Source organism: Acidiferrobacter sp. (assembly GCF_054609335.1).
This window is the reverse complement of sequence record NZ_JBTRWP010000065.1, coordinates 1-12968: the sequence shown is the minus strand read 5'-3', so window position 1 is coordinate 12968 and position 12968 is coordinate 1. Positions and strand designations below refer to the sequence as shown.

Genomic DNA, 12968 nt, shown 5'->3' with positions numbered 1-12968 from the left:
TGCCGGCCCCGACCGCCTCGCAATGCAGCCAGCGGCCGTAACCCATGGCGCCCTCGATGGCGTGTCCGAAGGTGTGACCGAAGTTGAGCAAGGCCCGCACCCCGGCCTCGCGCTCGTCGGCCATGACCACGCGCGCTTTGTCCCGGCACGAGGTCTCGATGGCATAGGCAAGCGATGCGGAGTCGCGCCGCATAAGCGCGTCCATGTTCTGCTCGAGCCACGCGAAGAAGGCGGGGTTGCCTATGGCCCCGTACTTTATGACTTCGGCCAGGCCCGCGGAAAGCTCGCGGTCGGGGAGCGTCGATAGTGTCGCCGTGTCGATGATGACTGCCTGCGGTTGATAGAAGCAGCCGATCATGTTCTTGCCCAGCGCGTGATTCACACCCGTCTTGCCGCCCACCGAGGAATCGACCTGCGACAACAGAGTAGTCGGCACCTGGACGAAGGGCACGCCGCGCTGGTAGACCGCGGCCGCAAAGCCTGCGATATCGCCGACGACGCCACCCCCCAAGGCAAAGATCGTCGTGGCGCGGTCGCAGCGGCGCCCGAGCAGGTCGCCTACGATGCGGTCGATGGTCCCGAGCGCCTTCTGCGGTTCACCGTCGGGCAGGACCACGACCGTGGGGTCGAAGGCCACCAAGGCCTCGCGCAGGCGCGCAAGGTACAACGGCGCCACAACCTCATTGGTGATGATCGCAACCCGCCCCCCGGACACCGGCGCCCGCAAGAGGTCGGCGCGCGCCAGCAGTCCTGCGCCGATATGGATGGGATAACCCCCACCCGGGAGATCAAGCGTCATGGTCGACACGGCTTATCCTCTTTAATCCGCAGGCGATGACCCGCGCCGCCACATGCGGCGGCCTGCGATCGGTATCCACGATGAGGTCGGCGACCTCGCGATAGATCGGCTCGCGCTCCCGCAAGAGCGCCGCGACCCGCGCCTCCGGGTCCTCGGTCTGTAAAAGGGGGCGATGTCGATCCCGGCGCACACGCTCCCATAGGGTGTGCGGGTCGGCGTGGAGGTAGACCGTGGTGCCATGCGCCTTCAGGAGTTCGCGGTTGTGGGGGGCAAGTACCGCGCCGCCGCCGGTCGCGAGGACGACATTCGGCCTTGCCACCAGATCCTCGAGGACGAGCGCCTCCCAGCGCCGGAATCCGGCCTCGCCTTCCACAGCGAAGATCAAGGGCACGCTCGCCCCAGTGCGTCGCTCGATCTCGTGATCGCTATCGCAAAAGACGCGCCCCAGGCGGTCGGCGAGACACCGTCCGATCGTGGACTTGCCGGCCCCCATGGGGCCCACCAGAAAAATGCCCGCTTCCAAAGCCCTCATGCGGGCGTTATGCCAGCATGAGGGCGATAAATCAACCTGATTGCAGAGACAGCGACGGCGCCAGGATGCGGGGCGTGAGGAAGATGAGCAGCTCCGAACGGGTGTTGGCAACCGAGGTGTTCCGGAACAGATAGCCCAGGACCGGGATATTGCCCAAGAAGGGGACCTTGGTGACGGTCCGCAGCCGGCTATTCTGGTAGATCCCGCCGATCACGACCGTCTGCCCGTTGTTGACCAGCACCTGGGTCTTCAGACTCTTCTCGTCCAAGGTCCCGGCGACCGCGTTTGCGAAGCTGTTATCCGTGATCTTCACGGTCATGATGATGCGGTTGTCAGGCGTGATCTGTGGCGTCACCGACAGACCCAGGACCGCCTGCTGGAGCATGCTCTGACCGAACCCCAGATTGAAGAACTGCTCCTCGCCTTGCTTGATGTCGGCCTTGCGATCGTTGGCTGTGATGAGGCGCGGGCTCGATATGATCTTGCCCTTGTTTTCCGCCTGCAAGGCCGAGAGCTCGAGGTTCAACAGGTTGTTGTTGGCGAGCTTGGCGACGGTGAGCGCGAAGGTCGCGGGCAAGGATTGACCGACACCCACCGACGGCAGGTTGACGTTGAATGCCCCAAGGCTCGTGCTCGACAGCGTGCCCGCCGTGGTAGGCGGCATGCCCGGGGCCGTCGACTGGCCGGAACCCGCGCACTGCGCCGCCGGACAGCTCGAGACTGAGGTGGACGGCGTGCTATAGGAGTAATTGAGGCCGAGCTGGGCACCCAGGCTCTTGTTGAAACCGTCGTTGGCCTCCACCAAGCGCGCCTCGATCAGCACCTGGCGCACCGGCCGGTCGAGTTTGGCGATGAGCCTGCGTATGGCACGGATGCGCGAGGGCGTGTCCTGGACGATCAAGGAATTCGTGCGCTTATCCACGGTCACCTGGCCGCGCTTCGACAACAGTGATGTGGACTCCGTGGTCTGCTTGCTGTAGCTCACCGAACTAAACGGCATATTGTGCGTCGTACCGCCCACCGTGCGCGTAGACTTGAGGAGTGCCGCGATGTCCGAGGCCTTGGCATAGTTCATACGAATCAAGACCGTCTCCAAGGGCTCGAGTGTGCGAGCCTGGGCGCGCGCCTTCAGGCGCGCCTGACGCTCTGCGGCCATCTGCGCGGCGGGGGCCACGAGGATAATGTTGCCCTTGCGCTCCATGCCGAGGTTCTTGGTCCGCAAAATGAGGTGCAAGGCCTGTTTCCACGGAACGTCATGCAGCTCTAGGGTGAGGGAGCCGTGCACGGCGTTGCTCGTGACGAAATTCAGGCCGCTGAAATTGGCGAGAACCTGCAGCGCCGCGCGCACCCCGATGTGCTGGAAATTCAGCGAGATCTTGCGGCTCGCATATTTGTTCTTCGCACGCTCTGCAGCGTGGTAGGCGCGCTCCGAGACCGGGGTCACGCGCATGAGGAAAGTGCGCTGCGACTGAAAGCCCATCTGCGTGTAATGGCCGTACGCGTGCAAGACCATGCGCGTCGCGCGCCCGTCCTGGAAAGTCCGTATGGTGTCGATCGGGGTCGCGAAGTCGGTGACCACGAGTCGGCGCTGCTCGGCCTTGGGGACTGCGGTATCGTGAAACGTCAGCACGATGTGGTGGCCGCGGTTATGGACGCTCACCGCCACGTTCGAACTCGATAACTTGACCGCGACCTTACCCGCGCCGTCGCGTCCGCGATGAAAGGTGATGGCGCGCAGGGTGTAGCGCGGCCTGTGATTGGCGCTAGGCGGCAACACGGGCGTCTTCGGCATGGCAACCGCCGCCTCGGCGATCTGGGTGTTGGGGCTTGCGATGATCACGTCGACGGCATGCGGCCGCACGAAGGCGCGAAAGGCCGCGGGACTTACAAGCCGGATCACGACACGCGTCATGCCATTGGCCTGTACCGCCGCCACACTGCGCACGTCACCGGCGCCGACCCGCAGCTCGCTCACGGTCGACTTGATGGTCGTCTTGGGTATGTCGAGGACGACCATGGCGGGCTTGGTGAGCACAAAGGCCGACGGGGACTCGGGCCGCTTCGCGGTGGCCAGGTGGATCTCGATCCTGTTGCCCGGAAATGCGAAATAGCTCAATTTGTTCAAGACGTTCAGGCCCGGCTGCGCGGGCGCCTGGGCCTTCGTTGGAGTCGGGGTTGGGACCCGGGCCAAGGCCCGCGTGGCGCCGACATTCGTTACACCGCCCAGCACCGCCTGATAACCATAGGACGCGCGCAGCAGATGCATGCGTCCGCGGCGGGTCAACAGCACGTCGACATCCACCCCACGACCATGATCGGCCAGATAAGGGTAGACCCCCTTGACCGTGCCGGAACCCGCAAGATCCCGCACATGGGTCCCGAGCGCGGTGTGACGCAGCTCGATGCGCAGGAGCCGCCCGTGCCGCTTGACCACGAGTCTGCCGCGCGCATGGCCTGCGATCACAAGCCGCAGCGCGGGGCGGCCGGCGTTCGTGCTCCAGGTAAGCCCCGTGAGCGTTGCGGCCCCGGCCACGGCGAACGCGGAGATCGCGAAGGCGATGGCGGCGAGCTTTGTTCTAATCATGGTAGGGCTCCCTTATTACTTGATAGCTATGGTGACGGGCTGCTTGACCCAGCCCGTCGGTCCGGCAACGGTTTCCACGAGATGGATCTTGCGCGGCGTTATACGCACGATCCTTCCGTAGTGCTCACCCATATAGGTCCCGACCTGGACGCGATGCGTCGCGTGGTCGGGCGTCCTCACCAGGGCCCAGAGTTGGGGGCCGGCCGAGAGCGTCCCGACCATCGTGATGGCATCCAATGGGAAGTGCTGGAGCGGGCCCTTGGGGATGTGCTGGTTGGGGTTGGGCCCGCGGCCGGGTAAGCGCATGGCGAAGGGCTCGAACGGGTCAACGAAGTGATGCATGTCGAAGGCCACGATGCGCGGAGCCGGGATCTTCGGGACCGGCTTCACCGGAGGCCGATATCCGGCATCAGCGGTCGCCACGAACTGCTGTAGCCGCGTCATCCCCCCGCCGCCCGAGCATCCGGCAAGCAACGCGCACGCGACGATCATGATCTGTCTACGCATGGTCATTTCTTTATATACCGGTGCTTTAAATAGCGATAGGTCTTGGCGGTCACGGACATGGCCAGGTAATCGCCGTGCTTGACCGTAACCTTGACGTTGGCGAGCGTCACGATGCGCGGCAGCGCGGCGATATCGCCCACGAAATGGCCCAACTGCTCATAGGTCCCCCCCACGGTCAGCGCTATCGGCAGCTCCGCGTAGAAGTCCTTGGGCACTTCCTTCTCCGGCTTGAAGAGCGCGAACTGCAGGCCGCTGCTCTTGCCCGCCTGGGTAACTTCGGTCACGAACTCCGGCATGTGGGTCGTATTCGGCAATTCCTCCAGCAAGCCCCCGAACTCGACCTTCATCTTACGCATCTGCTCTTCGTAGGCCGGCAGCTGCGCCGCCTCCATCTTCTGCTGAAGGAACTGCTGCTTCAGCGCCTTCTCCTGCACCCTCAGGTTGTCGTAGGTCTTTATCTGGCCGCTTATGAAAAACCAGTAGCCGAGACCCAATAAGAGGAGGCACGACAGGCCCACCCCGACGACCTTCACCGAGTACGGCGATGCCGACAGGTTGTTCAGGTCGACACTCTTCAGGTCTTCGATCGTCTGCCGCCAATCCACGGCTATCTCCTCCCCGCGATGGGTTTCTTGGCGGGCGCCATGCCCTTCCCTTGCGCGGTCAACGTAAAGTAGCTCAGGTGCGCATCCCCCACCCTTTTCACGGTGATCACGTCCAGCACCGGATTAGTGAACCACGGCGAGCCCGCGAGGTTGCGCATGAACTGCGAGACCCGCTCGTTCGACTGGGCGACGCCCGAGATCGTGAATGCCTGCGCGGACTGGGCGAGCGACGTGAGATAGACCCCCGGAGGGACATCGCGCGCCAAGCTATTGAAGCTATGCACGATCAGCATGCGGTCCATCTGGAGTTGCTGGATGACATGCATGCGCGCAAGCAAGGCCGCGCGGGCCTTCTTGATCATCGCGATCTTGTGGATCTTGGAGGCCATGAGCGCCATCTGCTGTTGCAGATAGCTGTTGCGCGCCTGCTGGCGGGACACGAAGTCGCCGAGCTGCATGTGGACATAGAAAAGCACGACCAGAACACCCACCCAGGCGATGGCCGCTTGCCGTATCAGGCCCTGGTCTTGCTCCTTGCGGCGCTGCTCGCGCCAGGGCAGAAGATTGAGCCGCATCATGGATCGAAACTCCGAAGCGCGAGCCCGCAACCCACCATGAGGGAGGGCGTCTCGTTGGCGAAGAGCTGGGGCTTGACGCGTGAGGCCAAGGTCATGCCCACAAAGGGGTTGGCGATCGCCGCCGGCGCGCCCACGCGGCTCGTGACGAGCTTGTCCACGCCCGGTATCTGCGCACAGCCGCCGGCGAGCAGGATCAGGTCGACCTTATTAAAGGGGCTCGTCGCATAAAAAAACTGCAGGGAGCGCACGACCTCCTGACACAAGGCCTCCAGAAAGGGCTTCAACACCTCGGGTTGATAGTTTTCGGGCAAGCCCCCCTGCTTCTTGGCGAGCCCCGCCTCCTCATAGGACAGCCCGTAGCGCCGCTGGATCTCCTCGGTCAGCTGACGACCCCCAAAGCTATGCGATCGGCTGTAGATGGAGCGATTGCTGTACATGACATTCAGGGTCATGCTCGTGGCGCCGATATCATAGACGGCGACGACCTTTTCCAGACCGCCCCCCGCCATGTGCTCGGCCATCAGGCCGTAGGCGTTCTCCATCGCGTAGGTCTCGAGATCGACAATGACCGGCTGATATCCGTGGGACTGTATGACCGCCAGGTAATCGTCGACTACCTCCTTGCGACACGCCGCGATCAAGACCTCGACCTCCTCGGCATTGTCTTCAGCAGGACCCACGACCTGGAAGTCGAGATTCACTTCATTCAAGGGGTAGGGGATGTAATGCTCGGCCTCCATCTCGATTTGGGTCTGGAGCTCCGACTCAGTGAGGGCCGCCGACATCCGTACCAGTTTGGTGATCGCCTGACTCGCCGGAACCGACACGGCGACATGCTTCAATTTGGTTCCGCAGCGCTTCATGGCGCGGCCCACAGTGGCGCCGACCTGTTCGACATCGGCGATAGCCCGCTCAACCACGGCGTTCTGCGGCATGGGCTCCACGGCATAGCGCTCCACGCGATATTGGTTCTGGTTACGGCTCAATTCCAGGACTTTCACCGACGAGGTGCTGATATCCAGGCCGACGAGCGGCGGTTTTTTGCGGTTAAAGAGACCCAATTTCCTCCCTTTTTCCGGAACTTATGCCCGGTAGGTCGCTCTTTAGATGAGCTGCCATGAACTATAGATCAGGGATTGGCGGTATGCCAATGCTTTGGCGTTCTCGCGTTTGCCCGTATACTGGACGCTACCCTGCTGACTGAGAGATTATGGCCTCTTCATCTACGCCCGGCGGCTCCCTGAAACGCCGGATCGGGTTCCGATTGCTACTCGTCTTCTTCGGGCTCTTTGCCGCCGGAGTCCTCGTGGCAACGGTGACCTCGCTCGTGCTCGCACCGACATTGCCCGCGGTCCACAATATCACCCGCAAGCGCCTTAAGGCCCCTTTGCAGGTGTTGACGCGCCACGGTGCGCTCGTCGCTCAATTCGGCAACGAGGAACGCATGCCCGTGACCCTGAAGCAGGTCCCTCCGCTCCTGGTGCAAGCGGTGCTGGCGGCCGAAGACCGGTCCTTTTATACCAATCCCGGGATAGACCTGCTGGGGATTTTCCGGGCCGCGTGGGTCGATATCGTGACGGGGCGCAAGGCCCAGGGCGCGAGCACGATCACCATGCAGGTCGCGCGCAATTACTTTCTGAGTCCGCACAAGACCTTCACGCGCAAGATCAAAGAGGTCCTGCTGTCGTTCAAGATCGCGCGCGAACTGACCAAAAACCAGATCCTCACGCTCTACCTGAACAAGATCTTTCTCGGCAACCATGCCTACGGCTTCGAAGCCGCCGCCCACGTCTATTACGGGAAACCCCTCGAAAAGCTCGATATCGCACAACTCGCGATGCTCGCCGGGCTCCCCCAGGCCCCCTCGCTGGATAATCCGATAGACCACCCGCATAACGCCCAGGCCCGTCGCCACTATGTGCTCGGTCGCATGCTGGCTTTGGGCGACATCACCCAGGCGCAGTACACGCAGGCCGACACGTCACCGGTCGCCGCGCGACTCCATATGATCCACTACCATGTGCGCGCGCCCTATGTGGCCGAGATGGTGCGCGAGTATATGGTCAAGCACTTCGGGAAAAAGAAGACCTACGATGGCGGCTATCGTGTTTACACCACGATCGGGGCGCACGAACAGAAGGCCGCCGACCAGGCGGTCGAAGACGGGCTGATCGCCTACAGCCACCGTCACGGCTATTACGGGCCGACTGCCACCGTGGCAATCGATGCGCAGACCTCCCCGCATCGCCTGAACCGCGACCTGCGCCACTACACGACGGTGGGCGGCCTTATTCCGGCCATCGTCACGACCGTCGGCTACCATTCCGTGCAGGCCTACGACCTGGACCGGCGCAGCGTGCAGATCGGGTGGTCGGGCCTGTCATGGGCGGCACCCTTCATCAACGTCAACGCCGAGGGACCCGCGCCCAAGCAGGCGAGTGACATCCTGAAGGTGGGCGATGTGATCTACCTGCAGCACGTAGCCCCCGGGCAATGGGCCTTGGCGCAGATCCCGAAACCCTATGCGGCACTCGTCTCCTTGCGCCCGGACGATGGGTCGGTGGCGGCGCTGGTGGGCGGCTTCGACTTCTATTCCGACAACTTCAACAACGCCACACAGGCCTATCGTCAGCCGGGTTCGAGCTTCAAGCCCTTTGTGTACTCGGCGGCCATCGCCAAGGGCTATACGGCGGCGAGCCTCTTTAGCGGCGCGCCCATCGTGGCCTTGAGCGGCGCCCACGGCGAGCTTTGGCGGCCACACAATTTTTCAGAACACTTCCGGGGTCTCACGCGCATGCGCGTGGGGCTCGCCCAGTCGATCAACCTGGTTTCGATCCGCATCCTGCGCGCCATCGGGATAGGCTACGCCATACGCTATGCGGAACGCTTCGGGTTCCGTGCCTCCCAGCTCCCGCACAGTCTCTCGCTGGTGCTCGGCAGCGCCACCCTGACGCCCCTCGAAATGGCGCGCGGCTATACGGTGTTCGCGAACGGGGGTTTCAGGATACGGCCCTACTTCATCCGCAAGATCGTAGACGAGCGCGGCAAGACCCTATGGCGCGCCAAGCCCCTGGTCGTTCCCCCCGCGTCGGATATGGCCGCGCCCATCGTCGGGACGCCGCATTTCGCGGTGCAGGCCATCAGCCCGCAGAACGCCTACATCATGACCAGCATGATGCAAAGCGTGATCCGCTCGGGCACCGGACAGCTGGCGCTCGCGCTCAAGCGCGTGGATCTGGCGGGCAAGACCGGGACATCGAACCACGAGCGCAACGCGTGGTTCTCGGGCTTCAGTCCCACCCTGGAGACCACCGTCTGGGTGGGCTTCCCGGTGCCGAAGTCACTCGGCCATTACGAGGTCGGCGCGCACGCCGCCCTCCCGATCTGGGTCCAATATATGGGCGCGGCCCTGGCAGGGACGCCGGATACCCCGTTCGTAAAGCCGCGCGGTATCGTTACGGCGACCATTAATCGGGACACGGGATTACCCTGTAGCAAGACTAACCCGGCTGCCATGCGCGAATACTTCATCAAAGGGACGGTCCCCAAGAAGGGCGGGCGGCACAGCCCCTCGACGGGACCCCAGCCCACCCAAAGCGTCCGTAGTAGCGGACTGTTTTGACATGGGACGCCGTACGCGGGGCGCCAACCCACGTGGCCGGGCCGTGGCGACCGCGCGGCAGAAGATCGTGGTCGAGGCGGCGCGGATCATGGCCGAAGAAGGGGTCCGCGACTTCCAGAGCGCAAAGCGCAAGGCCGCCCACCGGCTCAGCCTGCCGGAGGATAAGAACTGGCCGGGTAACGCCGAGATCGAGGCGGCCCTGAAGCTGCACCTCGAGCTCTTCCAAAAAGACACGCAGACGGTCGTGCGCAGGCTGCGCGCCACCGCCCTGGAGGCCATGACACTGCTGCGCGAGTTTTCGCCGAGACTCGTGGGCGAGGTCTTGAGCGGTGCGGTCACGCGCTTTCCCGAGATCCAGCTCCATCTGGCCGCCGCCGCGCCCGAAGAGGTGGGCCTGTTCCTGGATAGCCACGAAATCCCCTTCGCCATGGAAGAGCGGCGGCTGCGCTACAACGACGACCGCACGGTAGCCGTTCCGGTTTTCCGGTTCGTCGCGGGCGACACCCCTTTCACTCTCTATGTCTTCAGTCCCGAGGCGATCCGCGAGCTGCCGGTCTCGCCGGTGGATGGCCACCCCATGCACAGGGCCGGGATGCGAGAAGTCGAGGCGCTGCTCGCGCCGTGATGCGTGACGAAACCCGCGCAGTCTTGCGCCGCGCCGTCGCGCCTCTGATAAGATGCCGCTACTCCTGACAGGATCACGACGTGAAATACGCGCTAGCCACCCTCTTCCAAGACACCGTGTCGGCCCTCGTAGCAGCAGGGCGTCTGCCCGCCGGGCTGCCAGCCCCTGAAATGGCGCGCCCGCGTCAGGGGGGGCATGGCGACTTTTCGACCAATTTCGCGCTCACGGCCGCCAAGGCGGCCGGGCGGCCGCCACGCGTCCTGGCGGAGGAACTGAAGGCCGCGCTCGGCGCATCGCCCCTGATCGAGCGCATCGAGATTGCCGGGCCCGGTTTCTTGAATGTCTTCGTGGCCGAATCGGCGTTTCATGACATCGTACGCGCCATCCTGCGCGAGCACGCGAACTACGGGCGGCTTGCGGCGCGCCCCGGCAAGATCCTCCTCGAGTTCGTGTCCGCCAACCCCAACGGGCCGCTTCATGTCGGGCATGGCCGCGGCGCGGCCTATGGCGACTCGCTCGGCCGCCTGCTCGCGTACGCGGGCTACGACGTCGAACGCGAGTACTACGTAAACGACGCCGGACGGCAGATGGATATCCTCGCCCTGAGCGTCTGGCTGCGGTACATGGAGGTCGGGGGTGAGCAGATCACCTTCCCGGACACGGGCTACCGCGGCCGCTATGTGGCCGACATCGCCCGCGCGCTGCGCGCGACGGCAGGCGACAGCCTGCGCCACCCGGTGGCCGATATCCTGATCGGCAATCCCGATGTCGACGCCGATGCGCTCATGGATATGTGGATCACGCGCCTGAAAGAGGCCCTGGGGACCCAATACCGGACCGTGCACAGCTTCGGCCTGGACGCCATGCAGGCCGACATCAAGGACGATCTGGCGGCCTTCGGGGTGCATTATGACCGCTGGTACTCGGAACGGAGCCTCATGGAAAGCGGAGCCGTGGACCGCGCCCTCGCGCTTCTGCGGTCGAGCGATAGTCTCTACGAGGAAGGTGGCGCCCTGTGGTTTCGGGCCACACGTTACGGCGACGAAAAGGATCGGGTGGTCGTGCGGGAAAACGGCGTGACCACCTATTTCGCATCGGATATCGCCTACCATCTCGAGAAATGCGAACGCGGCTTCACGACGCTGATCGATATCTGGGGCGCTGACCATCACGGCTATGTGCCGCGCGTCAAAGGGGCGCTGGCCGCGCTTGGGCAAGACCCGGAGCGCCTGCAGGTCCTGCTCGTGCAGTTTGCGATCCTCTATCGCGGCGGACAACGCGCCCAAATGTCCACGCGTAGCGGCGATTTCGTCACACTGCGGGAGCTGCGCGCCGAGGTCGGCAATGATGCCGCGCGCTTTTTCTATGTGCTCCGCAAAAGCGAGCAGCACATGGACTTCGACCTCGATCTCGCCAAGTCGCAGTCCAACGACAATCCCGTGTACTACGTGCAGTACGCCCACGCGCGGGTCTGCAGCGTGTTTCGCCAGATTGATGAACGCGGCCTGCCGCGCCCGGACCTCGCCTCTGCGGACCTCACGCTGCTCGATGCGCCCGAAGAACGCGTGCTCGAGCGCACCCTCGGACGCTTCGCGGAGGTCATAGAGGAGGCGGCGCGCGATCGCGAGCCCCATCAGGTCGCCTACTATCTGCGCGAACTCGCGGGCGACCTACATGCCTACTACAACGCGCAGGCCTTCCTGAGCGTCGATGCGCCGCTACGCGATGCCCGTCTGGCCTTGATCGCCGCCGCCCGCCAAGTCCTCGCCAACGGGCTTGCGCTGCTCGGCGTAAGCGCCCCCGAGAGCATGTAAATGGCCACGAGACGCAGGCCGTCCGCATCGCGATCCGGCGACGCCAAGCCCTGGATCATCGGGGTAATCACTCTCGCAATCGGCCTGGGGCTTGGCCTCTTGGTTGCGCACCACAAGGCGAAGACCGCCGAAAAGCGTGCGACGATACCGCACGTGAAGCCCGCGCCCGCGCACGCACCCGCCGCCCTGAAACCGCCCGCGGCGCCCAAGCCCAAGGGGCCTGCCCCCGGCCTGCCGGCCGCGACCCAGTTCGACTTCTACACCATCCTGCCGGCGATGCGTAGCCAACCCCGCACGGCGCACCGGGCCCGAACCGCCCCCGCGGCGAAGGCGAGCGAGCCGCACGCGCACAGTCTCGCAACAAATCACCCGCGCGTCGTGAGCGGCCGTTTCCTCCTGCAAGCCGCCTCGTTCCCGGACCGAGCCGACGCGAGCCGACTGCGCGCCGAACTCGCGCTGCGCGGCCTCGGGTCCTATATCGAGAAGGTCAGTATCCGTGGTCGCGGATCCTTTTATCGGGTCCGCCTGGGCCCCCTCCGGAAGCCCGCGATCGCCCCTGCGCGCGCGGTTCTTGCGCGGCTCGGATTGAAGCCGATCCTGCTACGCGAGGCGCGCGGCAACTAGTTAGCATTGGGCGCTTCAGCGAAAGGCGACACAAACCGGGCACACCCCCCACAAAGACCCCTTTGAAGCGGCCACGGCCCGGAACGCCAGTACACGCCCCAGAGCACATGACACTCCTATGCCCATCGAAAAGTTTATCGGCGACCCGGCGCCACGAACTGACTTGCGCCCGCGGCAAGCCCCGAATATGGGCTGCGAACGAACGGCGGCACCTGAGTCGGGCGACCGGCGGCTTCGGACTCCGGTAAGCGACGCGTAGGCGGCCGCCTCGCACCGCCCGGGGCGTACGACGGGGCCGCGCTGTCCCGAAATCGGTCGCACTTTCGATCCAAAGTCCGCTCGACCCTGACCTGCGGGGACGTCTCACGGGCCTCCCCGGTGCCGCGCAGGGCGGCTCCAGGCCTCGGGCGCGCCCCGCCACCCTTCTTGCCGTCCATCCACAGGCGGGCGGCCGGACCGCCTGCGCGGGCGCGGATGGGCGCCAAAATCGGGCCAAATGACGGAGGCTTGGCAATAATTTTGCCCATAGATGAAAAATCAAATTGCATTACCGAAAAAAGATGCCTATGATTCGCCCGATTCCACGGCACCGAAGGCGGCCGCCATTCTCTGTTAGCGATCCCATCGCTCTCAGGCCTAACGCTGACCGGGTGTGCACGGGAGCTACTTCAACGGGAC

General features: G+C 64.3%; 11 protein-coding genes. 4 read left to right on the top strand and 7 right to left on the bottom strand.

The window, feature by feature from the left end; translation table 11 throughout:
* The 7 genes from aroB to ACYCTF_RS12830 all read right to left on the bottom strand — a co-directional run.
* Window positions 1-808: 3-dehydroquinate synthase (gene aroB, locus ACYCTF_RS12860; protein ID WP_461284995.1), on the bottom strand; the 808-nt coding region annotated here is incomplete at its 3' end.
* Window positions 789-1331, bottom strand: a complete 543-nt coding sequence (locus ACYCTF_RS12855; protein WP_461284994.1) for a shikimate kinase — start codon at window positions 1329-1331, stop codon at window positions 789-791. The genes aroB and ACYCTF_RS12855, both read right to left, overlap by 20 nt.
* A gap of 31 nt (window positions 1332-1362) precedes the next feature.
* Window positions 1363-3915 carry a type IV pilus secretin PilQ gene (gene pilQ, locus ACYCTF_RS12850; protein WP_461284993.1) on the bottom strand — a complete coding sequence of 851 codons (2553 nt, stop codon included), beginning with the start codon at window positions 3913-3915 and terminating at the stop codon, window positions 1363-1365.
* A gap of 15 nt (window positions 3916-3930) precedes the next feature.
* Window positions 3931-4422, bottom strand: a complete 492-nt coding sequence (locus ACYCTF_RS12845) for a pilus assembly protein PilP (protein WP_461284992.1) — start codon at window positions 4420-4422, stop codon at window positions 3931-3933.
* A 2-nt stretch (window positions 4423-4424) separates the two neighbouring features.
* Window positions 4425-5027, bottom strand: a complete 603-nt coding sequence (locus tag ACYCTF_RS12840) for a type IV pilus inner membrane component PilO (protein WP_461284991.1) — start codon at window positions 5025-5027, stop codon at window positions 4425-4427.
* 2 nt (window positions 5028-5029) lie between these two features.
* Window positions 5030-5605, bottom strand: coding sequence for a PilN domain-containing protein (locus ACYCTF_RS12835; protein ID WP_461284990.1), 576 nt, complete (start codon window positions 5603-5605; stop codon window positions 5030-5032).
* The gene (locus tag ACYCTF_RS12830; RefSeq protein ID WP_461284989.1) at window positions 5602-6666 is read right to left on the bottom strand and encodes a pilus assembly protein PilM; all 1065 of its coding nucleotides are present in this window, start codon (window positions 6664-6666) and stop codon (window positions 5602-5604) included. Before ACYCTF_RS12830 ends, ACYCTF_RS12835 begins: the two co-directional genes overlap by 4 nt.
* A 149-nt stretch (window positions 6667-6815) precedes the next feature.
* Here ACYCTF_RS12830 and ACYCTF_RS12825 point away from each other — a divergent pair, with 149 nt between their 5' ends.
* From ACYCTF_RS12825 to ACYCTF_RS12810, 4 genes are all read left to right on the top strand, one after another.
* Window positions 6816-9227 carry a penicillin-binding protein 1A gene (locus ACYCTF_RS12825; protein WP_461284988.1) on the top strand — a complete coding sequence of 804 codons (2412 nt, stop codon included), beginning with the start codon at window positions 6816-6818 and terminating at the stop codon, window positions 9225-9227.
* A gap of 1 nt (window position 9228) precedes the next feature.
* Window positions 9229-9852, top strand: coding sequence for a hypothetical protein (locus tag ACYCTF_RS12820; RefSeq protein WP_461284987.1), 624 nt, complete (start codon window positions 9229-9231; stop codon window positions 9850-9852).
* Between the two features lie 80 nt (window positions 9853-9932).
* The gene (gene argS, locus ACYCTF_RS12815) at window positions 9933-11666 is read left to right on the top strand and encodes an arginine--tRNA ligase (protein ID WP_461284986.1); all 1734 of its coding nucleotides are present in this window, start codon (window positions 9933-9935) and stop codon (window positions 11664-11666) included.
* Window positions 11667-12290, top strand: coding sequence for an SPOR domain-containing protein (locus tag ACYCTF_RS12810; RefSeq protein ID WP_461284985.1), 624 nt, complete (start codon window positions 11667-11669; stop codon window positions 12288-12290).
* The last annotated feature ends 678 nt before the right edge of the window (window positions 12291-12968 follow it).

What these genes read in the sequence shown, in the direction of transcription:
- ACYCTF_RS12835 (WP_461284990.1), bottom strand. Translation starts at nt 5,605, where the DNA reads ATGATGCGGCTCAATCTTCTGCCCTGGCGCGAGCAGCGCCGCAAGGAG.
- ACYCTF_RS12820 (WP_461284987.1), top strand. Translation starts at nt 9,229, where the DNA reads ATGGGACGCCGTACGCGGGGCGCCAACCCACGTGGCCGGGCCGTGGCG.
- ACYCTF_RS12825 (WP_461284988.1), top strand. Translation starts at nt 6,816, where the DNA reads ATGGCCTCTTCATCTACGCCCGGCGGCTCCCTGAAACGCCGGATCGGG.
- ACYCTF_RS12855 (WP_461284994.1), bottom strand. Translation starts at nt 1,331, where the DNA reads ATGAGGGCTTTGGAAGCGGGCATTTTTCTGGTGGGCCCCATGGGGGCC.
- ACYCTF_RS12845 (WP_461284992.1), bottom strand. Translation starts at nt 4,422, where the DNA reads ATGCGTAGACAGATCATGATCGTCGCGTGCGCGTTGCTTGCCGGATGC.
- pilQ (WP_461284993.1), bottom strand. Translation starts at nt 3,915, where the DNA reads ATGATTAGAACAAAGCTCGCCGCCATCGCCTTCGCGATCTCCGCGTTC.
- ACYCTF_RS12810 (WP_461284985.1), top strand. Translation starts at nt 11,667, where the DNA reads ATGGCCACGAGACGCAGGCCGTCCGCATCGCGATCCGGCGACGCCAAG.